At 72.5% G+C, this 18,949-nt stretch carries 18 protein-coding genes; 3 read left to right on the forward strand and 15 right to left on the reverse strand.

The annotated features are described in order from the left end of the window. Nucleotides 1–105 precede the first annotated feature (105 nt). The gene (locus KY5_RS27605) at nucleotides 106–1,044 is read right to left on the reverse strand and encodes an AurF N-oxygenase family protein (RefSeq protein WP_098244757.1); all 939 of its coding nucleotides are present in this window, start codon (nucleotides 1,042–1,044) and stop codon (nucleotides 106–108) included. A gap of 128 nt (nucleotides 1,045–1,172) precedes the next feature. Here KY5_RS27605 and KY5_RS27610 point away from each other — a divergent pair, with 128 nt between their 5' ends. Further along, nucleotides 1,173–2,279: a ferritin-like domain-containing protein gene (locus KY5_RS27610; RefSeq protein ID WP_098244758.1), complete on the forward strand. Its 1,107-nt coding sequence runs from the start codon at nucleotides 1,173–1,175 to the stop codon at nucleotides 2,277–2,279. Between the two features lie 25 nt (nucleotides 2,280–2,304). Here the strand turns inward: KY5_RS27610 and KY5_RS27615 are convergent, their stop codons facing one another. The 7 genes from KY5_RS27615 to KY5_RS27645 form a co-directional block, all read right to left on the reverse strand. Beyond that, the gene (locus tag KY5_RS27615; protein ID WP_098244759.1) at nucleotides 2,305–3,762 is read right to left on the reverse strand and encodes a penicillin-binding transpeptidase domain-containing protein; all 1,458 of its coding nucleotides are present in this window, start codon (nucleotides 3,760–3,762) and stop codon (nucleotides 2,305–2,307) included. Next, nucleotides 3,759–5,123 carry an FtsW/RodA/SpoVE family cell cycle protein gene (locus tag KY5_RS27620; RefSeq protein WP_098244760.1) on the reverse strand — a complete coding sequence of 455 codons (1,365 nt, stop codon included), beginning with the start codon at nucleotides 5,121–5,123 and terminating at the stop codon, nucleotides 3,759–3,761. Before KY5_RS27620 ends, KY5_RS27615 begins: the two co-directional genes overlap by 4 nt. A gap of 58 nt (nucleotides 5,124–5,181) precedes the next feature. After that, a complete protein-coding gene (locus KY5_RS27625) occupies nucleotides 5,182–5,532 on the reverse strand; it encodes an SH3 domain-containing protein (protein WP_098244761.1) in 351 nt (116 codons plus the stop codon). Nucleotides 5,533–5,737: 205 nt separating this feature from the next. Continuing rightward, nucleotides 5,738–7,051, reverse strand: a complete 1,314-nt coding sequence (locus tag KY5_RS27630) for an ATP-binding protein (protein WP_098244762.1) — start codon at nucleotides 7,049–7,051, stop codon at nucleotides 5,738–5,740. Further along, nucleotides 7,048–7,797, reverse strand: a complete 750-nt coding sequence (locus tag KY5_RS27635) for a hypothetical protein (protein ID WP_098244763.1) — start codon at nucleotides 7,795–7,797, stop codon at nucleotides 7,048–7,050. The genes KY5_RS27630 and KY5_RS27635 overlap by 4 nt, the downstream gene beginning before the upstream one ends. A 51-nt stretch (nucleotides 7,798–7,848) precedes the next feature. Beyond that, nucleotides 7,849–8,517 (reverse strand): class F sortase, encoded by a 669-nt coding sequence (locus KY5_RS27640; protein ID WP_234362886.1) that lies wholly within the window; start codon nucleotides 8,515–8,517, stop codon nucleotides 7,849–7,851. A 55-nt stretch (nucleotides 8,518–8,572) separates the two neighbouring features. Next, nucleotides 8,573–9,082 carry a hypothetical protein gene (locus tag KY5_RS27645; RefSeq protein WP_098244764.1) on the reverse strand — a complete coding sequence of 170 codons (510 nt, stop codon included), beginning with the start codon at nucleotides 9,080–9,082 and terminating at the stop codon, nucleotides 8,573–8,575. Between the two features lie 264 nt (nucleotides 9,083–9,346). Here KY5_RS27645 and KY5_RS27650 point away from each other — a divergent pair, with 264 nt between their 5' ends. Beyond that, nucleotides 9,347–10,156, forward strand: coding sequence for a nuclease-related domain-containing protein (locus tag KY5_RS27650; RefSeq protein ID WP_098244765.1), 810 nt, complete (start codon nucleotides 9,347–9,349; stop codon nucleotides 10,154–10,156). A gap of 24 nt (nucleotides 10,157–10,180) precedes the next feature. On the opposite strand, the gene KY5_RS27655 is transcribed toward KY5_RS27650, so the two are convergent. From KY5_RS27655 to ligD, 3 genes are all read right to left on the reverse strand, one after another. Continuing rightward, nucleotides 10,181–10,609: a hypothetical protein gene (locus tag KY5_RS27655; protein ID WP_098244766.1), complete on the reverse strand. Its 429-nt coding sequence runs from the start codon at nucleotides 10,607–10,609 to the stop codon at nucleotides 10,181–10,183. Nucleotides 10,610–10,735: 126 nt separating this feature from the next. Beyond that, nucleotides 10,736–11,629, reverse strand: coding sequence for an ATP-dependent DNA ligase (locus tag KY5_RS41895; RefSeq protein ID WP_098244767.1), 894 nt, complete (start codon nucleotides 11,627–11,629; stop codon nucleotides 10,736–10,738). Continuing rightward, complete coding sequence (gene ligD, locus KY5_RS41900) at nucleotides 11,626–12,522, reverse strand: non-homologous end-joining DNA ligase (protein ID WP_098244768.1); 897 nt, start codon at nucleotides 12,520–12,522, stop codon at nucleotides 11,626–11,628. Before ligD ends, KY5_RS41895 begins: the two co-directional genes overlap by 4 nt. A gap of 69 nt (nucleotides 12,523–12,591) precedes the next feature. Here ligD and KY5_RS27670 point away from each other — a divergent pair, with 69 nt between their 5' ends. Further along, the gene (locus tag KY5_RS27670; protein ID WP_098247515.1) at nucleotides 12,592–13,626 is read left to right on the forward strand and encodes a Ku protein; all 1,035 of its coding nucleotides are present in this window, start codon (nucleotides 12,592–12,594) and stop codon (nucleotides 13,624–13,626) included. A gap of 20 nt (nucleotides 13,627–13,646) precedes the next feature. Here KY5_RS27670 and KY5_RS27675 read toward each other — a convergent pair whose 3' ends face one another. The 4 genes from KY5_RS27675 to KY5_RS27695 form a co-directional block, all read right to left on the reverse strand. Further along, nucleotides 13,647–14,417: a thioesterase II family protein gene (locus tag KY5_RS27675; RefSeq protein WP_098244769.1), complete on the reverse strand. Its 771-nt coding sequence runs from the start codon at nucleotides 14,415–14,417 to the stop codon at nucleotides 13,647–13,649. Nucleotides 14,418–15,019: 602 nt separating this feature from the next. Continuing rightward, on the reverse strand, nucleotides 15,020–16,246 hold the full coding sequence (locus tag KY5_RS27685; protein WP_098244771.1) for a discoidin domain-containing protein: 1,227 nt from the start codon (nucleotides 16,244–16,246) through the stop codon (nucleotides 15,020–15,022). Then, nucleotides 16,230–16,811 (reverse strand): phage tail protein, encoded by a 582-nt coding sequence (locus KY5_RS27690; protein WP_418952879.1) that lies wholly within the window; start codon nucleotides 16,809–16,811, stop codon nucleotides 16,230–16,232. The genes KY5_RS27685 and KY5_RS27690 overlap by 17 nt, the downstream gene beginning before the upstream one ends. A 140-nt stretch (nucleotides 16,812–16,951) precedes the next feature. Further along, nucleotides 16,952–18,943, reverse strand: a complete 1,992-nt coding sequence (locus KY5_RS27695; protein ID WP_098244772.1) for a putative baseplate assembly protein — start codon at nucleotides 18,941–18,943, stop codon at nucleotides 16,952–16,954. Nucleotides 18,944–18,949: the final 6 nt, after the last annotated feature.

The raw sequence follows: 18,949 nt of genomic DNA on the forward strand, positions 1-18,949 counted from the left end.
CCGCAGCGTAACTCGGGGTGAGCCCCTTGAGGGGCGCGGGACTGCGACATATGCGGCTCCGCCGCGTGGGCGCGACAAGCCGCGACGCACCCGCGGTGAAAGAACTCAGGCCAACAAACCCGAAGACCTCCAAAGGCGTCGCCCGACCCCCCGCATCACACCGATGTCGTCCAAGAAGTCCGTCAAGCGCTTGGCGCCCGTCTGCATGACCTCCCTGCGATGCCCGCTCGCCTTCACCTGGGCCACCGCCTCACGGCGGTCGAGCCCGACGTTCGTGTACACCTCGGGATTCACGAAGGCGATGGAGAAGACGCGGGCTGCCTCACCGCAGCTGAGGCGGGTCAGCTGGCGCTCCCAGGCGGGCGCCGTCACCATCTGGCGGCGCAGCTCCTCGCGGGCGTAGCGGACATGGCGGGCTTCTTCGACCACATGGATGCGGGTCACGCCCCGGACGAGGGTCTGGACGCGCTCGTCCGGGAAGGTCAGCCGCTGCATCCAGTCGAGGATCTCCTCGCCGAGCAGCGTGCAGGCGAAGGAACCGGGGGTCGTGGAGACGGTCTTGAGGACGCGTGCGAGGTTGTGGTTGAGGCGCGTGACGGGGTACGTCGGGGCGCCGCCCTTCTGGATCATCCGCGCGAACATCATCGAGTGCCTGCACTCGTCGGCGATCTCGGTCAGCGCGTACCGCACGTGCGCGCTGGTCACCGACTTGTCGTAGATGTGCCGCACGAGCAACTGCATCAGGATGATCTCGAACCAGATGCCGAGCGAGGCGAGCGATGCGGCCTCGTGCCGGGCGAGGTCGAGGCGCTGCTCCTCGGACATCCGCTTCCACATCGGGGTGTCGTAGAGGGAGACGAGCTCGGGCGGCCAGAACCACTTGCCCTCTTCGACCGGGGCGTCCCAGTCGAGTTCCTTGTCGGGATCGAAGGAGTGCTTGGCCGAGGACTCCAGCAGACGCACGGCCACCTGTTCCCGGTCCTTGAGCAGACCGAGCGCGTCTCGCAGTCCTTCGAGCGAAACGTCTTCCGTCACGGTCGTCATGGCTGTTCCTGCCTTGTCGATGCGGGTTACCGGCGGTCACCACTTATGAGACTGCTTGTCAGTAAGGGCGTCAATCCCTCGCGCACGACTTGTTGACCCCTGGTACAACAGCGTGTGAGCCTGCCCGTATGTCGACGCACGAGCTCTACACCACCACAACCGGAGGGCTCAACTGGCAGGTGCCGTCAGCCAGTTCGGCCCGCTTCAGCTGGGAGTACGACGAAGGGCGCGACCGCCTCCTCGCTCTCTACCAGAAGGGCAAGGACAAGCAGTGGGACGGCAACAAGCGCATCGACTGGGACCTGGAGGTCGATCCGCTCGACCCCCTCGGCACCCCCGACGAGTCGATGTCGCTCTACGGCACGCCGCACTGGGCGAAGATGACCGAGAAGGACAGGGGCGAGCTGCGCAAGCACTACACCTCCTGGCAGTTCAGCCAGTTCCTGCACGGTGAGCAGGGCGCGATGGTGTGTGCGGCGCGCATCGTGGAGTCCGTCCCCGACCTGGACGCGAAGTTCTACTCCGCGACCCAGACCATGGACGAGGCCCGGCACGCCGAGATCTACGGCCGCTTCCTGCACGAGAAGATCGGGATGCTCTACCCGGTCAACGACAACCTCAAGGCGCTGCTCGGCGACACCCTGCGCGACTCCCGCTGGGACATGCCCTACCTCGGCATGCAGGTCCTCATCGAGGGCCTCGCGCTCGCCGCCTTCGGCATGATCCGCGACACCACCGAGAAGCCGCTGCCCAAGCAGATCCTGGCGTACGTCATGCAGGACGAGGCGCGGCACGTGGCCTTCGGGCGGATGGCGCTGCGCGACTACTACCGGCAGCTCACCGACGCGGAGCTGCGCGAGCGCGAGGAATTCGTCATCGAGGGCTGCTACTTGATGCGCGACCGGCTGCGCGGCGTGGAGGTCCTGGAGAACTTCGGCATTCCGCTGGCGCAGGCCGAGGAGTACAGCGAACAGTCCGAATACCTCGCGCTCTTCCGGCAGTTGCTCTTCTCCCGCATCGTGCCCTGCGTCAAGGACATCGGCCTGTGGGGCAAGCGCCTCCAGCAGGCGTACGTCGACATGGGCGTCTTCGAGATGGGCAACGCCAACCTCGACCAGCTCATGGCCCAGGACGAGGAGATCGCGGAGAAGCTGGACGCGGAGCGTTTCGCGGCCGAGGAGCACGCGCGCGTGGCGGAGGTGTCGGACGCGATCGCGTCCGGTGAGGCGGTCTGAGCCCAGGGACCGGACGCCGGGGGCGTCAGTGCTTCAGCGCCGCCTCCATCACCGCCTTGGCGATCGGGGCCGCGCTGCCGCCCCCGCTGATGTCCCCTCGGTCCGCCGCCGCGTCCTCGACGACCACGGCGACGGCCACCGCGGGCTCCCCGGAGTCGGCGGCCTGCGCCCAGGAGACGAACCAGGCGTACGGCGTGCCGGAGTTGTCGATGCCGTGCTGGGCGGTGCCGGTCTTGCCGCCCACCGTCGCCCCGGGGATCGCCGCGTTCGTCCCCGTGCCCTCCTCGACGACGTCCGTCATCATCTCGCGCAGCTGCATCGCGGTGGCCGGATTCATCGCCTGGCGCAGGGTCTTGGTCCCGGTGGTGTCGACGACGTCGCCGTCCCGCGTGGTCGTACGGTCCACCAGGTAGGGGGACTTGACCGAGCCGCCGTTCGCGACGGCCGCCGCGACCATCGCCATTTGGAGCGGGGTGGCCCGGGTGTCGTACTGCCCGATGGCGGAGAGCGCCAGCTGCGCCTTGTCCATCGAGGTGTCGAAGTTGCTGGCCGCGACGGACGAGGGGATCCTCAGGCCGCTGTCGTTGAACCCGAAGTTCCGCGCCGTGCCCGCCATGTCGCTCAGCCCGGTGTCGACGCCGAGCTTGGCGAAGGCCGTGTTGCACGACCACTCGAAGGCGTAGCGCAGGCTCGCGTTGGTGCAGCCGTCCACCTCGTTGGTCAGCTGGGTGCTGGTGCCGGGCAGCGTGTACGGGTTGGGGGACTTGGTCGCCGCGTCCAGGTCCGTCACCACGCCCGCGTCGAGCGCCGCGGCGGCCGTCACCACCTTGAACGTCGACCCCGGCGGATAGGTCTGGCGGATCGCCCGGTTCAGCATCGGCTTGGCGGCGCTGCCGTTCAGCTCCGCCCAGGAGTCCGCCACCGATTTGCTCGTCCCGGAGAGCCGTTCGGGATCGTACGAAGGGGTGCTCACCAGCGCGAGGATCTTCCCGGTGGACGGCTCGATCGCGGCGACCGCGCCCTTCTTTCCGCCGAGCCCCGCGTAAGCGGCCTGCTGCACGGCCGACTTGATGGTGGTGACGACCTTGCCGCCGGGATTCTGCGCGCGCGTGATGTCGTTCCACAGGGGGAGCGGGGCGAGCATCGGGTCGGTGCCGGAGAGGATGTCGTCCTCGGCGTTCTCCAGGAACGTCGTGCCGTACACCTGCGAGGCGAAGCCGGTCACCGGGGCGTACAACGGCCCGTTCTTGTAGGTGCGTTCGTAGCGGAGCTGCTCCCCGGTGTCCTTGGAGCCGGTCACCGGGCGGTCGTCGACGACGATGTCGCCGCGCGGCTGGTCGAAGCGGACGATGGCGCCCCTGCGGTTGGCCGGGTTGTCGTCGAGCGCGTCGGACTGCACGACCTGCACACGGGTGGCGTTGACGAGCAGCGCGATCAGGAGCAGCGCGCAGAACGCGGCGGCGTGCCGGATGTAGCGGGTCACCTGGCCTCCTTGCCGAGCGGCTGGCCGCGCGCCGAGTCGCTGACCCGGATGAGCAGCGCCACGATGATCCAGTTGGTGACGACGGACGAGCCGCCCTGGGCGAGGAACGGCATCGCCATGCCGGTGAGCGGGATCAGCCCCATCACGCCGCCCGCGATCACGAACACCTGGAGCGCGACGATCGAGGCGAGCCCGATGGCGAGCAGCCGCCCGAAGGAGTCGCGCAGCGCGAGCCCCGCGCGGTAGCCGCGCTCCACGAGCAGGGCGTAGAGCAGGAAGATCGCGCAGAGCCCCGCGAGGCCCAGCTCCTCGCCCGCCGTCGCCAGGATGAAGTCGGACTTCGCGGCGAAGCCGATCAGGATGGAGTGGCCCGCGCCGAGCCCGGTGCCGAGCATCCCGCCCGCCGCGAAGGAGAAGAGGGACTGGGCGAGCTGGTTGGGGCCCTGCCCCGCGTCGATGGAGGCGAAGGGGTGCAGCCAGTCGGTGACGCGGCTGTGCACGTGCGGTTCGAGCGAGCCGACCGCGAACGCGCCGAGCGCGGCGAGCAGCAGGCCCACCGCGATCCAGCCGGTGCGCCCCGTGGCGACGTACAGCAGGATCACGAAGAGCCCGAAGAAGAGCAGCGAGGTGCCGAGGTCGCGCTCCAGGACCAGGACCCCCACGCTCAGCAGCCAGATGGCGACGATGGGGCCGAGGACGCGTCCGGTGGGCAGTTGGAGCCGCTTGAACCGCCAGACGGTGCGGCCCGTGTAGGCGAGCGCGTTGCGGTTGGCCGCCAGATAGCTGGCGAAGAAGACCGCGAGCAGGATCTTGGCGAACTCGCCGGGCTGGATGGAGAAGCCGCCGATCCTGATCCAGATCCGGGCGCCGTTCACGGCGGGGAAGAAGATCGGCACGATCATCAGGACCAGCGCGGTGACGACGGAGAGGTAGGCGTAGCGCTGGAGCACCCGGTGGTCGCGCAGGACGAGCACGACGGCGATGAACAGGCCGACGCCGATGGTCGACCAGATCAGCTGGGTGGGCGCCGCCTCGTCGTGGGGGGTCTCCAGGTCGAGCCGGTAGATGAGGACGAGCCCGAGGCCGTTGAGGAGCACCGCGATCGGCAGGAGCAGCGGATCGGCGTACGGGGCGCGGAAGCGGACGGCGAGGTGCGCGAGGAGCGCGAGCACGCCGAGCCCGGCGCCGTATCCGGCGGCGCCGGGCGGGACGGTGCCGTTCTTCGCGAGGCCGACGTCGCAGTAGCCGTACACGGAGAGCAGGACGGCGACGACGAGCAGGGCCAGTTCGGTGCCACGGCGCCGGGGGACGCGGACAGCGGGGACCACGGTGGATGCCGTGCCCGCTCTTGTTCCGCTCATGCCGGGAACGTAGCAAGTGACGGGACCTAAAGTCCGCTTATGTCGACTATGTCGACGTTCAGCACCAGCGCGGGACCTGTCCGATGTTGGCGATGTAGTGCGCGGCGCCCCAGGCCCAGGTCCCGTCCGTGAGGAGGTACCAGAGGTTGTTGCGGCCCACGGTGTCGCCGGTGGTCTTGCAGTAGATGGTGACGACCTTGCCGTACGGCTCGCTGCGGATCACGCGGCTGCCGCGGGTCGGGGCGTCGCGCAGCAGGAGTCCGGTCTTGGCGGTGACGCGCCCCTTGTAGACGGGCGGGTGGTTGTTCGAGTCGTCCAGGGCGGCGGCGGGACCGGCGACGGTCAGCGCGGCGACGGCGCCGCCGGCGGCGACTATGCCGAGCCGGGTGGTGGTGGTCCGCAGGGACATGGGGCCTCCTCGGGGAGTGTTGCGGCGTCACTTAAGCCGCAATTCACCGTAAAAGTGGCACGGGGCGTGTGCAATGGCACACGCCCCGTCAGGGGCGCGGGGAACTGCGCGCTCAGCGCGCGAAAAGCCGCAGTCGCGACTGCCGGGACCTCGGCAGACGCGGCTGCGACTTCTTCGTGGTCGCTCGCGCAGTTCCCCGCGCCCCTTACGGGGCGTCCTCGGCGCCGTCCGAGTCCGCCTCGGGCGGTTCCTCGTAGGGGAGCCGCAACGTGGCGAGGGCGCCTCCGCCGGGAGCGTTGGCGAACGTCAGGCGGGCGCCGAGCACCCGCGTCTGCCCCAGCGCGATGGTGAGGCCAAGACCGTGCCCCTTCGTCGTGCCCTCGGTACGGAACCGCTGGGGCCCGTGCTCCACGAGATAGTCCGGGTACCCGTCCCCGTGGTCCCGCACGGTGACCACGGGCCCGTCGACCGTCACGACCACCGGCTCCCGCCCGTGCTTGAGCGCGTTGGCGACCAGGTTCCCGAGCACCCGCTCCAGGCGCCGCCGGTCGGTCTCCACGCACACGTCGCGTACGACGACGAGCTCCGTGCCGGGGCCCGAAGAACGCACCACCCGTTCCGCCAGTGGAGCGAGCCGGTGCGCGTCCAGGTCCACCCGCTCGCTCTTCGCGTCGAGCCGCGAGATCTCCAGGAGGTCCTCGGTCAGCGTGCGCAGCGCGGCGACCCGGTCCCGCACCAGTTCCGTGGGCCGTCCCGGTGGCAGCAGTTCGGCCGCCGCGTGCAGGCCGGTCAGCGGGGTGCGCAGCTCGTGCGCCACGTCCGCGGTGAAGCGCTGCTCGCTCAGGAGCTTGCCCTGGAGCGAGGACGCCATGGTGTCCAGGGCCCCGGCCACCGCGGCGACCTCGTCCTGGTGGCGCGGCGTGCCCTGGGCGGAAGGACCCGAGTGCGGGTCGTTGACGCGCGCGTCGAGGTCGCCCGCGCTGATCTTCCTGGCCACCTGCGCCGTCTGGTGCAGGCGCCGCGTCACCCGGGTCACCGCGAACGCGCCGACGAGCAGCGTCGCGCCGATCGCCAGGGCGGAGGAGCCGAGGATGGCCCGGTCGAGGCCGTCGATGGTGCGGGCGCCCTGCGCGTAGTCGACCTGGACGGCGATGGCGCGCCCCCCGTCGGCGGGCCCCGCCGCCCACATGGTGGGCCGGGACTCGTGGGCGGCGACCATCGTGGCGCGCTGTCCGCTCACCGCGAGGTCGCGCAGGCTCTCGGGCAGGCCCGCGGGATCGACGCCCGCGCCGGGGCCGAGCCGGTCGCCCGCCTCGTACCGCTCGGTGACGTCCTTGAGGCGGACGAGCGCGCGCTCGCGGGCCTGGCCCACGGTCTGGTTGGTCACCGAGACGTGCACGAGCGCGCCGAGCATCGCGGCGAGCGCGCAGCACATCACGGTGATGAAGACGGCCGCTTTCCAGGTGAGCGTCGCCGTCCACGCGGGCAGCCGCGGACCGCGCGGCTGACGGCGGGTCATCGGCTCCCACCCGCGGACGGCGAGGCGCTCCCGGAGGGCCTCGCGGGGGACGGCCTGGGCGACTTGGGGCGGGACGCGTTCGCGGAGCGGACGATCTCGTCGCTGGTCGGCAGCATCGTCTTCTGGTGCGCGTCCCAGGACCAGACCGTGTGGTACTCGTACCCCGGCAGGCTGGAGATCGCCCGGATGATCAGGTCGCGGCCCGCCAGTTCGACGCCGAGCACGGCATCGCTCATCTCCATGATCTGCGTCAGGCGCCGGTCCTCCTCGGCGTAGACGCGGATGTCGAGGTTGTCGTCGGGCGTCGAGATGCCGACGATCAGGTCGTCCTTGCCGTCGCCGGTCAGATCGCGGTAGTACGCCTTGAGGACCGGGCAGCGCCCCGTACCGCCGGAGTTGTCGGCGGCGCAGTCCTTGAGCCGGTCGACGGTCTTCTTGTAGGCGGTGTCGGAGGGTTCGTACGTCCCCGGGTTCTGGATGAAGTCCGCGCGCACGACGTCGGCCGGGTCGACCTTGTGCAGATCGCCGCCCGGCACCTTCACGCCCGTGACCTTCACGGCCTCTATCGCGCCGTAGTCCTCGGCGGGCGCGGACGGCGGCGGCAGGTCGGGCCAGAGGTGGGTGGGGCCCTCGGCGGTCGGCGTCGCCCCGGCCCCGCGCAGTCCGCCCGGGTCGCCGCAACCGGCGACGAGGAGCGCGGCAGCCGCGGTGAGGGCCGCGGCGAGCGCGAGGCGGCTGCGGTTCACTGCACTCCTGCCTGCCGCGGGGCGCGGCCTGTCGTGGCACCAGGCCTGTTGTTACGACACCAGGTCGGCGTAGAGGATGATGTTGTCCGAGCGGTGACCGTCCACGATGGGTCCGCCGCAGGTCAGCAGGCGGAGTTCGGGTCGGTCGGTCGCCCCGTACACCTTATTGGTGGGGAAGTCCTTCTTGTCGACCTGCTGGATCTCGCGGACCTTGAACGTCGCCGTCGAGCCGTCCGCGCGGGGCACCTGCACAGTGTCGCCGACCTTGACCTTCGCGACGTTCTTCATCAGCGCGGGGCCCTTGGCCGTGTCGTAGTGCGCGACGATCACGGCCGCGCCCTTCTCGCCGGGCGTGACGCCACCGGTCCACCAGCCGGGCTCGTCGGCCTTGTCCACCGGCGGCACTTCGAGCGCCTTGTCCGCGCCCACGCCCAGGTCGAGCATCGACGTGGCGTCGACGCCCGCCGAGGGGATCCGCAGACCGGTCGGCTTGGACGCCTTCAGCGACTCGGGGGACTGCCTGGCCTGCGTGGTGGCCGCGTTGTCGACCTTCACGTCGGGGGCCGGGTCGCCCTTGCCGCCCTGGCCGCAGGCGATCAGGCCGACGCCGAGGGTCACCAGGAGCGCCGCGGAGGCGGCGATGCGGAGGGTGTGGCGGCGCTGTCGGGCCTCGGGGCCTTCGGGGGTCTCGACGGGCTCGTAGTCGGTGGGGGTGCTCACGAGGGCTCCTGGGAGGGAGGGAAGCGGGGGAGGGGGGCTTCTGGGGGGTGCGGCGTCAGGCGTCCGTGCGGCCCCGGCGCAGCATCGCGAAGCCGAGGCCCGCCGCACCTGCCGCCGCCATCCCGCCGCCCGCCACCAGGAAGGCGGGGTCACCGGCGCCGTGCACGCCCTCCGCGCCGGCCTTGACGCCGCCCTTCGGGGTGGCCTGCCGCTCGTGCTCGCCCTTCAGGTAGGTGATGCCGATGTGGCCGTTGGAGGGGTAGAGCTCGTACCGCACGCCGTCCTGGGTGGTGGTCGAGTGGGTGGCGGAGAGGGTCGCGGTCTCCTTGCCCTTGACGGAGATCGTCGCGACGTACGCGCCGCCGCGGTTCTGGACCTTGGCCTTGGCGCCGTTGCCGAGGGTGACCTCGAAGACGGGTCCCCGCTTGTCGCTCGGCTGCGAGGCGGTCGGCTCGGGCGAGGGGGTGGCCGCGAAGGCGCCCGCCGCTGGTATCAGCAGCGCGCCGCCGACGAGGGTGGAGACGGCGGCGGTGCGGAGGAGGGGGTGGCGGCGGTGGGTGCTCACGGGACGTTCCTTACGGTCTGTCGGCTGGTCGCTCCGGTGCGGTGGGGTGGACATCTACGAAGCTAGATGTCTGCCGTTGCGGCAATTCAGCGGCTACGTAACAGCCCGCCATAGCTGTGCAGGCAGTGCCGTTACGGGACCGGAGGGACATCACGCGGGGAACGGCCGAAGTCGGCGCAAAGACGCCCCAACTTCTCTCCGCCCCCACCGGGTTCTTGCCCCCGGGCTTCCGGGCTGCTCCCATGGTCGAGGGGGTGGTGGTGCATGAGCGGACTGCGCGTCGTACCGGCTTGGCGGCATGGCCAGGAGCGGCTTTACGTCTGCCTCGCCGACGGCAGGAATGTGGCGTGGTACGACCGGGAGACGTCCCGGGTGAACCTGCTGAGCGAGGACCGCGAGGCGGAGGTGCTCGACGCTCTCGGGCCCTTCCTCACCGGTCAGGTCGCGGTGGGCCCGCCGCCGGTGCCGACCCCCGTCGAGATGGCCCGCATGGCCCTGCACCCCGATGACGACCTCGCGCCGAACCGGCCCGGCGAGGCCCTGCGGATCGCCCTGGAGCGCGACCCGGTGGCGCCCCGCAGGCTGCGTGCCGACGCCAGGCACAGCGCGCTCGTCGGCGAGAAGGCCGTCGGCGCCGCGCTCGACGGGCTCGAAGGCGCGGGCTGGCGCGTGCTCCACTCGATCCCGCTGCCCGGTGGCGCCCGCGTCCACCACCTGCTGATCGGGCCCGGCGGGCTGTTCTGCGTGGGCACCCTCGCCGTCCGCAAGCAGCGGGTGCGCATCGCCGACCCGCTGGTGACGGTCGGCAGGGGAGACCCCGTACCGCTGCTGCGCGGGCTGCGCTCCGACGCGGGCCGCGCCTCCTTCGCGCTGACGGCGGAGGTCCGGCCGGTCCTCGCCATCGCGGGGACCGGCGCGGTGGACCTGCACCTCGCGGCGCCGCCGCGCGACGTGCGGGTCCTGCGCGAGCCGGACCTGCCGGGCCTCGCGCGTCTGGGCGGCGTGCTGAAACCGGCCGACGTGGAGGCGCTGCACGCGCTGGCCAGGGACCGCCGTACCTGGCAGCGCGTCTGACGGCCGCGCGGGGGCCGGTGGCGCTTACAGGTTGTCTCCCCAGCCGCCCTGGATCATCGTCTGGAACGCCCAGGATCCGCCGCGCCTGATCAGGATGTCGGCGTACCGCAGGTGCTGCTTCTCGCCGTTCGCCGTCATCACCGAGTCGGTGAAGACGACGGCCATCGCGGGGGAGAGGAAGACGGGCGTGCGCGTGGACTCGAAGGTGATGTCCTCGCCGCCCTCGCCCATCACGTGCGTCATGGTGCCCACGAACTGCTCCCGGTCCCACTGCGCGGCCCGCCCGTCGCCCGCGGAGTCGTCGCTGACCAGGTTGAGCGGGAAGACGGCCAGGTCGGCCATGCGCTCCACGTCGCGCCGCGCGCTGTGCCCGTCGTAGGCGGCGAACCAGGCGTCCAGGCTCGCGCGGTCCTCGTCGGTCGGCGCGTATCCGGTCTCGGGAAGGAAGGTCACACGGTCTCCTTGTTCAGCAACTCGCCAAGTTTGACTACTGATGGAGAAGGTATGCCTCGGATGCTCACTAGTCAAACTTGATGAGTGGTGATGCCCGTCACATGTCCGCGGTGCGCGCGACGGCGCTCACGTGCGGAACCGCACCACCACCGCCGTCGCGTGCCGGGTCGTGTTCTGCCGGACTTCGACCAGGACCACCGGCTCCGCGGGCAGCGCCGCGTACGTGACGTCGCCGATGCCGATCGCCGTCGCCACGCCCTCGCCCGCCGGTGCGGGCAGCGTCCGTGCGGCGGCCGCGCGCACGGCGGGCGAGAGCGGGGACGACACCACCGGGGTGCCGTCGCCCGGCAGGGCGAGGACCAGGGCCTGCGGGCGCGCGGGGTCTCCGGTGCAGCCGATGACCACCGCGTCGCGGGTGTCGCTGTGCCGCAGCTTCAGCCACGCGCGCGTGCCGCCCCGGTACGCGCCGTCGAGCCGCTTGATCACCAGGCCCTCGACGCCGGTCGAGGGCAGCGTCTCGTACCAGGTCAGCGCCAGTGCGCGGTCTGTCGTCGAGGGGACCGCCTGGAGGGGAGGCCCGAGCGGTTCGAGCAGGTGTACGAGGTGGGCGCGGCGTTCCGCGTACGGCGCGCTCCTGCGGTCCGTGCCGTCCTCGGTGAGCAGGTCGAAGGCGGCGTACGAGGCGGGCAGGGCCCTGGCGAGCTGGGTGGCGTGCGTCCGCGTGGCCGCGGCCCGCCGCTGGACGGCGGCGAAGTCGATGCGGCCCTCGGTCCACACCACGACCTCGCCGTCCAGGACCGTGCCCGCGGGCAGCGCGGCCGCCGCCTCCACGAGGTCGGGGAAGGCCGTCGTGACCAGGCGCCCGGAGCGCGCCTGGAGCGTCACCCGGCCGTCCGCCGCGCGGTGCACGACCAGGCGGTGGCCGTCGAACTTGGGCTCGTAGGCCCAGCCGCCGCCCTCCGGCAGCGCGCTCACCGCCTTGGCGAGGGCCACCCGGACGGGAGCGTCGATCGGGCTCACCGCGCCGCCCGCGCGGGCAGCGGTCTGGCCCGGTTGAGGTTGATGAGCGGGCCGAGCAGGTCCCCGTACCTGCGCAGGCGGGGCGCGATGTCGTCCGCGCGGAAGACCAGCTGCTCCTGGTCGTCGCACTCCTCGATCTCCGCCCAGGTCACCGGGGTGGAGACCGTCGGCTCGGGGCGGGCCCGCAGGGTGTAGGGCGTGGCGGTCGTCTTCGCCGCGGCGTTCTGGCTGAAGTCGACGAAGACCTTGCCGGGGCGCAGGCTCCGCGTCATCCGGTGCACGACGAGCGCGGGCAGCTCGCGCTCGGCCTCGACGGCCAGCTCCTTCGCGTACGCCGTGACCCGTTCGGCGGGGGTCGGCTCCAGCGGTACGAGCAGGTGCAGGCCCTTGCTGCCCGACGTCTTCGCGTACACGTGGAGGCCGTCCGCCGTCAGCCGCTCCCGCAGCCAGAGCGCGGCCGCGCAGCACTCCACGACGGTGGCGGGGGCGCCGGGGTCCAGGTCGAGGACCAGGCGGTCGGCCTGTCCCGGGGCGTCCGCCTGCCACTGCGGGGTGTGGAACTCGGTGACCAGGTTGGCCGCCCACATCAGCGTGGCCAGGTCCTGGACGAGGATCTGGCGCGCGGTGCCGTCGGAGCGGGGCACGTCGGCGGTGCGCACCCAGGCGGGGGTGCCCGGCGGCACGTTCTTGGCGAAGAAGCGCTGTCCTTCGGGGCCGTCCGGGTAGCGCAGGAACGAGACGGGCCGGTTGTGGAGGTGCGCGAGGAGGGCGCCCGCCGTGCTGGCGTAGTAGTGCAGCAGCTCGCCCTTGGTGAAGCCGACCGCCGGGTACAGCACCTTCTCCAGGTTGCTGAGCGCGAGCCTTCGGCCCTCCACCTCCGTGATCGGCGTCATACGATGAGAGTCCCATAAATTGGGATATGTCGACTTTCTCCTCTGTCTCACCCGTGAGAGGTGCCGGACGTGCGATCCATATGGAACGGTGCGATCTCCTTCGGTCTGGTCAGCATCCCGATCAAGCTCGTGAACGCCACGGAGAACCACTCCATCTCCTTCCGTCAGATCCACACCGAGGACGGCGGGCGGATCCGCTACCGCAAGGTGTGCGAGCTGGAGGACCGCGAGGTGACGTCGGCGGAGATCGGCAAGGGGTACGAGGACGCGGACGGCTCCGTCATCCCCATCACGGACGAGGACCTGGCCGCGCTGCCGATCCCGACCGCCAAGACGATCGAGATCGTCGCCTTCGTCCCCGCCGACCGCATCGATCCGCTCCAGATGGACGCGGCGTACTACCTCTCGGCGAACGGCGTCCCCGCCGCCAAGCCCTACACGCTGCTGCGCGAGGCGCTGAAGCGCAGCAAGAAGGTCGCCATCGCCAAGTTCGCACTGCGGGGCAAGGAGCGGCTCGGCATGCTGCGGGTGGTCGACGACGTGATCGCCATGCACGGGCTGCTCTGGCCGGACGAGATCCGGGTCCCCGAAGGCGTCGCGCCCGACTCGCACGTCACCGTCCGCGACGCCGAACTCGACCTGGCGGACGCCCTGATGGACACCCTCGGCGAGGTCGACATCTCCACGCTCCACGACGACTACCGCGACGCGGTCGAGGAGCTCATCGCCGCGAAGGTCGGGGGGACGGCCCCCACGGAGCAGACGCCCGCCGCCGAGGCGGGGGGCGGCAAGGTCATCGATCTGATGGCCGCTCTGGAGAGCAGTGTGCGCGCGGCCCGCTCCGCGCGGGGCGAGGGCGGCGAGGAGGTGGCGGAGGTGACTCCGTTGCCGTCCCGGCGCGGCAAGTCGGCCCCTGCCGCTCCGAAGCAGGTGGGGGGCAAGAAGTCGACCGCCACCAAGAAGAAGGCGGCGGCCGCGCCCGCGAAGAAGTCCGCGTCCAAGTCGGCGCAGTCGGGGCGCAAGGCGGCCGCTTCCAAGAAGGCGACGCAGAAGAAGTCGGCTACGGGGAAGAAGACGACGGCCAAGAGGCGTGCGTCCGCCTGACGTCCCGGCGGGCCACGGCGTCAGCCCACCCGGGCGCCCTCGGTCTCGCGGTGGCGCAGTGCGGAGGCGATGACCTCCGTGACGTACGGCAGGTGGGCGTCCAGGAAGAAGTGGCCGCCCGCCAGGACGTGGCAGTCGAAGGCCGCGCTCGTCTCGTCCGCCCAGGGGCGTACGCCGTCGGGGGCGACGCGGGGGTCGCTGTCGCCGGTCAGGGCGATGATCGGGCAGGTGAGGCGGGGGCCCGCGCGGTGGACGTGGTCGTCGAGCAGCTGGTAGTCGGCGCGCATCGGCGGAAGGATGAGCGGCAGCAGGTCGGGGTCGGTGAGCAGTTCGTCGGCCGTGCCGGACAACTGCCGCATGTCTTCGAGGAGTTCGGCGTCGCTCAGCTCGCGGGCCGGGCGCGGTCCTGCGGTCCTGCGCGGCAGCGCGGGTGCCTGGCGTCCGGAGACGAACAGGGCTACGGGCGGGCGCCCTTGGGCCGTCAGGCGCCGGGCCGTCTCGTAGGCGATGACCGCGCCCATGCTGTGTCCGAACAGGGCGAGCGGGGCGTCTCCTCGGCGTCGCGGAAGCGCGCCCACCACCGCGTCGACGACCTGCTCGGTCCGCTCGGCGAACGGCTCGCCGTGCCGGTCCTGCCGGCCCGGGTACTGCACGACCAGCGGCTCCACCGTGCCGCTGACGGCGGCCGACAGCGGGTGGTAGGCACTGGCCGAGCCACCCGCGTGCGGGAAGCAGAGCAGCCGGGCCGGGGCCTCGGGGGCGGGGTGGAAGCACCGTATCCAGTCGCTCACTGACCGCGTCCTCTCGTCATCTCCGTGATGGGGGCGCCTGCCGTCCACGGCTTCGGCACCGTCTCGGACAGGATGCCATTCCTCGGCCTTGGCCAGGCCCGGGTGAACAACTCGCGGGCAGGGAGGGGCGGGAGCAGGGTGCGGGGCCTTGGCCTCGGTCCAGCCGCCCGGCACGAACGCCGTGCGGCCCGCGCGTGGGCGCTTGCCCGTCTCCACTGCGCCCGTCGCGGTCGGTCGGGCGGGGCAGGGTGAGCAGTTGCAGAGGGAGCTCCGCCGCGTCCGTGCCGACGCCCAGCGCCCCGGCGGCCACGGCAACCAGGTCGGGGGCGCTCAGCCGCGGTCGCACTCCTAACCGCCCGCAACTGCGGGGGAATTGGCGGCGTGTTCGACCATGCGGGACAGGCCGCCGACGCCGTCGTGCAGCGTCTGGACCTGGCGTACGCGCAGGAGCAGGCCCGGCAGGTCGAGGTCGGCATCGACCTACACGGTCGACGAGTTCGCCCGGTGGGGGAGTGTCACGGTCATGCGAGCGGTCATGGCACGCGCCACCGACAAGGCGGGGGCGGCCCGGCACCGGACCGCCCCCGCCCTCGCCTACCGGCTCACTGGCCGCCGGTCGACCTGCCGAAGTACTCCAGCTCGGCGATGGCCAGCTGGCGCTTGTCGCCCGCGCCGTACGCGGAGCGGACCACCAGGCGGACGGAGACCGCGTCGCGGACCCGCACGTCGACCTTCTGCGCGCCGCCGTCGTTGATCCGGCGCTTGAAGGTGCGCTCCTTGCCCGCCGAGTCCGTCACCACGAGGTCGAACTCCATGGGACGCGCCTGCTCGGCGGCCTGCGCGGTGCGCGGCGACGTGCCGGGCGTGATCAGCAGGTTGAGCAGGTCGGTGGGCTGGCCGAACTCGGCCTGCAGCCACTGGCCCGCCGAGTCGCCCGAATAGCCCGTCCCCCACCAGGTGTTGGAGTAGCCGTCGAAGGCCACCTTGGGGCCGTGCTTGGGCGAGGAGTGCGAGGCGCTGAAGTCCGTCGGACGGACCGGGACCCGCTTGGCGAAGTGGTCCTGCACGGCCCGCGCGGCGGGCGGTCCGCCGAAGATCCCGCCGAGCACCACGCCGACGACGATCGCGGCCACCACGGCGCGGTAGATCCACCGGGTGCGGTCCCGGTTCAGGCGCGGCCGCTGACCGGCGTACGGGCCTTCGGCCGCCGGGCCCGAGTGGTCCTTCAGGGGCGTCGCGCAGCTGCGGCAGAAGTTCCTGCGCGGCGCGTTGGGGGTCCCGCAGCCCGGGCACGGCATGCCCGACTCGGGCTCGGCGGGCACGGCGGCCTGGCGCACCCTGGGGCGGGCGGCCTCGGGCCTGCCGGGCAGCACGCCGCCCGGCGCCTCGGGCGGTGCGACGGGCTCGGACTCGGGCACCGGCACGAGCAGCGACCTGATCGCGGTGTCGGAGTTCCCGGCGGGCGGCCGCTGGTCGTCCTGGCGGGCGTAACCGCCGTCGGGGTGGGCCGCCTGCTGCTGCGGGGCGTGCGGGGGCTGGGCGGGCTCGCCGGGCGCGGCCGTCGGCAGCGGCACGGTCGTCGCCGACGCGCCGGGCACGGAGCCCTCCCGCGCGTGGTCCCGCGCCGGGCCCGGCGGCAGGTCGGGCACGGCGTCGTCGGCGGGGGGAGCGCCGGGCCCGGTGCCCGCGGGGGCGGCCGGGGTGTCCCAGCGCAGGAAGGCGCCGCAGGAGTCGCAGAAGGACTGGCCGTGCTTGCGGGCCGGGGTGCCGCACTCGGGGCAGGGAGCGGTGTTCGCAGGGGAGTCGGGCATCTCAGGCTTCTCGGTCATGGGTGGGTTCCCTCAGGGACGGTGTGGTGGTCACCTCGGCCGTGAAGGGGAGGTGGGCGGGGCGGGCCGCGGCGACGACGGCGTGCAGGCGGTGCTCGTCCACCGACGCCGGGTCGCGGACCGGCAGAGCGATGTGCAGTCCGGGGCGCGGGTTGCCGGGAAAGGAGCCGAGCGGCCGCGCCGACCAGGTGGCGCCGCCGCTCTCGGTGATCTCGGGCCGTACCCCGAAGGCGAGTTCGACGGCGGCGGCCAGGCCGCGCCGGGTGCCGCGCACCCGGTGCAGGGCGACCGCCGAGGCCACCGCGTGCCGACGGAGCACCAGCGGCTCCGTGCCGTCGAGCTCCGTGCCGACCCAGTCGGTCAGCCAGCCGAGGAAGTCCTCGGGCGCCAGGGCGGGCGTGAAGTACGCCTCCAGACAGTCGAGGACGGTGAAGACGGGGGCGAGCACGACGTCGAGCCCGGAGACGAACCGCAGCACGAAGTCGTCGTCGGCGAAGACGGCGGGGAGCTGCTCGTCGAGCGGATGGGCGGAGCCGAGCGTCGCGATGCTGCCCCGGTGCGACACGGTCGCGGGCCCGGTGCCGTTCTCGGCGCCGTTCCCGGTCCCCTGCCCGGCGGACGGCGAGCCCTTGGACATGTACGCGGAGGACGACCCCGCGCCCTTGGACATGGACGCGGCGCCGGACCCGTCGCCGTTCTGCCCGCTCATCGGGCCTCGATGACGCGGACGCGGTGGTCGAAGGGGAACAGCAGCGCGGACGGCGCGAGGTCGATGCGGTCGGTGGCGTCACCGCGCCGCCCGGTCAGCGGGTCCGCGGGGTGCAGGAGCACCTCGTCGACCAGCTCGACGCCGGGCACGCGCTGCAGCGCGGCGAAGATCTCACCCGCGCGCAGCGGACGCCCGAACGGCCAGCCGTCGCCGTGCGCGCCGCCGGTCAGCGGGTCCAGGTAGGCGTACAGCGCGTCGAGCGCCTCGGTGCGCACCTTCTCCGACTGGGCGGCGCGGAAGGAGTGCAGCGTGGCGACGACCGTGACGCCCTGGTAGAACGGCGGCCCGACCGCGAGCCGGGTGCCGATCGGGCGCCGGTCGTCGAGGAACTGCGTGACGCGCGAGAGGAGTTCCTCGCCCGGCACCAGCTGCTCGAAGCGGAGCCGTCCGCCCCGGTCCGACACGGCCTGCGGGACGACGAGAACCCGCACGGCGTTCTCGCCCGCCTCGGCGGCGTCCGCGGCCAGACAGTGGATGCGGGCCGTCTCGGGCGCCGCGCGCCGCGCGAGCTCCTCGTAGTCGCGCGCGGTCACCGCGCGCTCCTGGGCGCGCAGCGCGATCGGCGCGCGGACCTTGGCCTCTTGCACGGTCTCGCCGTCCACGCCGCCGCGCGCCGCCTCCCGGTTCTCCACGCGGGCGACGTACGGGATGGAGCTGCGGAGCACCTGGATGGCGCCGCGCGCCACGTTGCCCGCGCGGCCGCCGCCGGTGCGGTAGCGGGTCGCGCGGATCGCCGCGCCCTTGGCGGGCACCGCGCCGAACTGCCGCAGGGAGCCGTCGGGTTCGCGCACCGCGGGGCCGAACGCGATCTCGCCGGTCGCCGCGTCGAGCGTCACGTGCGGGTCGAAGGGGCCCGACGAGGCGAAGTCGGAGACGACCTGCCACTGGTGCCAGCCCGCGCCCTCGTTCTCGCCGTCGCCCCCGTCGTCGGCGGAGTGCTCGGCGATCTCCAGGACCAGCGGCGGCCGGTCGGCGACGACCGGCGCCTGGGCGAGCCGCAGCCGCTGCCCCGGCACGCCGGAGGAGTCACCGAGCGATTCGTCGCGCACCACGTCGGCGTGCGCCACCGCCGTCGTACCGCCGATGGTGAAGGCGGACGCGGCACGCACGGTCGGCGAGGCGCTGTAGAAGGGCTGGCCCTGCACGGCCTCGGTCACCCGGCAGCGCAGCCAGCCCGCGTCCTGTCGGCCGATCCGCGAGACGGTGTGCCCCACGGGGATGTGCAGGACCACGTCGCCCGGCCGGTTGAGGCCACCGGTGGAGTCCTCCTCCACCTCGCACTCCGTCCAGCCCTCCGCGGTCCACGCCTCCCACACCAGGGGCGGCTGGCGCGGGTCGACGCCGACGCCGTCGACGCGGCTGTCGAGCTGGAGCACGGCGGCGCAGCGCGGGACCGGCGAACTGAGCCCGAACAGCAGGGTGTCGCCGGGCTGCGGCGAGGCCGAGAAGGCGGCCACGTCGCGGCCGCCGAAGACGTCCTGGCCGCAGTCCTGCGGGGTGCCGCCCGACTCCTGGCGAAGGACCGACTCCAGCTCGCAGGGCACCACCGTCAGGTCGTCCTCGGTGGCGAAGGCCACCGCCTCCTCGGTCTCGGTGCGGCTGGTGGCCACCTCCGTACCGGCGGGCAGGACCACCGGCTCGGTCTGCGGCGCGGAGAGCCAGAAGGTGACGTCGGCGCGGGCCGCGGCGGGCGGGAAGAGGGTGACGCCGAGCAGGTCGAGGAAGGCCAGGTGGTTCTTCTCCGGCACCCGGTTGAGGCGGTAGACGACCTGGTCGGCCATGTGCGCGACCGCCTCGATGAGGGTGACGCCCGGGTCGGAGACGTTGTGGTCGGTCCACTCCGGGCAGCGCTGCTGAATGTAGCGCTTGGCGTCGTCGACGAACTGCTGGAAGCGCCGGTCGTCGAGGTGGGGTGCGGGCAGGGCCATCGGACT

It is taken from the genome of Streptomyces formicae (assembly GCF_002556545.1).
Classification (GTDB): domain Bacteria; phylum Actinomycetota; class Actinomycetes; order Streptomycetales; family Streptomycetaceae; genus Streptomyces; species Streptomyces formicae_A.

Bases quoted from the DNA above. Each gene is read 5' to 3' on its own strand.
- KY5_RS27620 (WP_098244760.1), bottom strand. From the start codon at position 5,123: ATGAGCGGAACAAGAGCGGGCACGGCATCCACCGTGGTCCCCGCTGTC.
- KY5_RS27630 (WP_098244762.1), bottom strand. From the start codon at position 7,051: ATGACCCGCCGTCAGCCGCGCGGTCCGCGGCTGCCCGCGTGGACGGCG.
- KY5_RS27605 (WP_098244757.1), bottom strand. From the start codon at position 1,044: ATGACGACCGTGACGGAAGACGTTTCGCTCGAAGGACTGCGAGACGCG.
- ligD (WP_098244768.1), bottom strand. From the start codon at position 12,522: ATGACGCCGATCACGGAGGTGGAGGGCCGAAGGCTCGCGCTCAGCAAC.
- KY5_RS27610 (WP_098244758.1), top strand. From the start codon at position 1,173: ATGTCGACGCACGAGCTCTACACCACCACAACCGGAGGGCTCAACTGG.
- KY5_RS27625 (WP_098244761.1), bottom strand. From the start codon at position 5,532: ATGTCCCTGCGGACCACCACCACCCGGCTCGGCATAGTCGCCGCCGGC.
- KY5_RS27695 (WP_098244772.1), bottom strand. From the start codon at position 18,943: ATGGCCCTGCCCGCACCCCACCTCGACGACCGGCGCTTCCAGCAGTTC.
- KY5_RS27650 (WP_098244765.1), top strand. From the start codon at position 9,347: ATGAGCGGACTGCGCGTCGTACCGGCTTGGCGGCATGGCCAGGAGCGG.
- KY5_RS27685 (WP_098244771.1), bottom strand. From the start codon at position 16,246: ATGACCGAGAAGCCTGAGATGCCCGACTCCCCTGCGAACACCGCTCCC.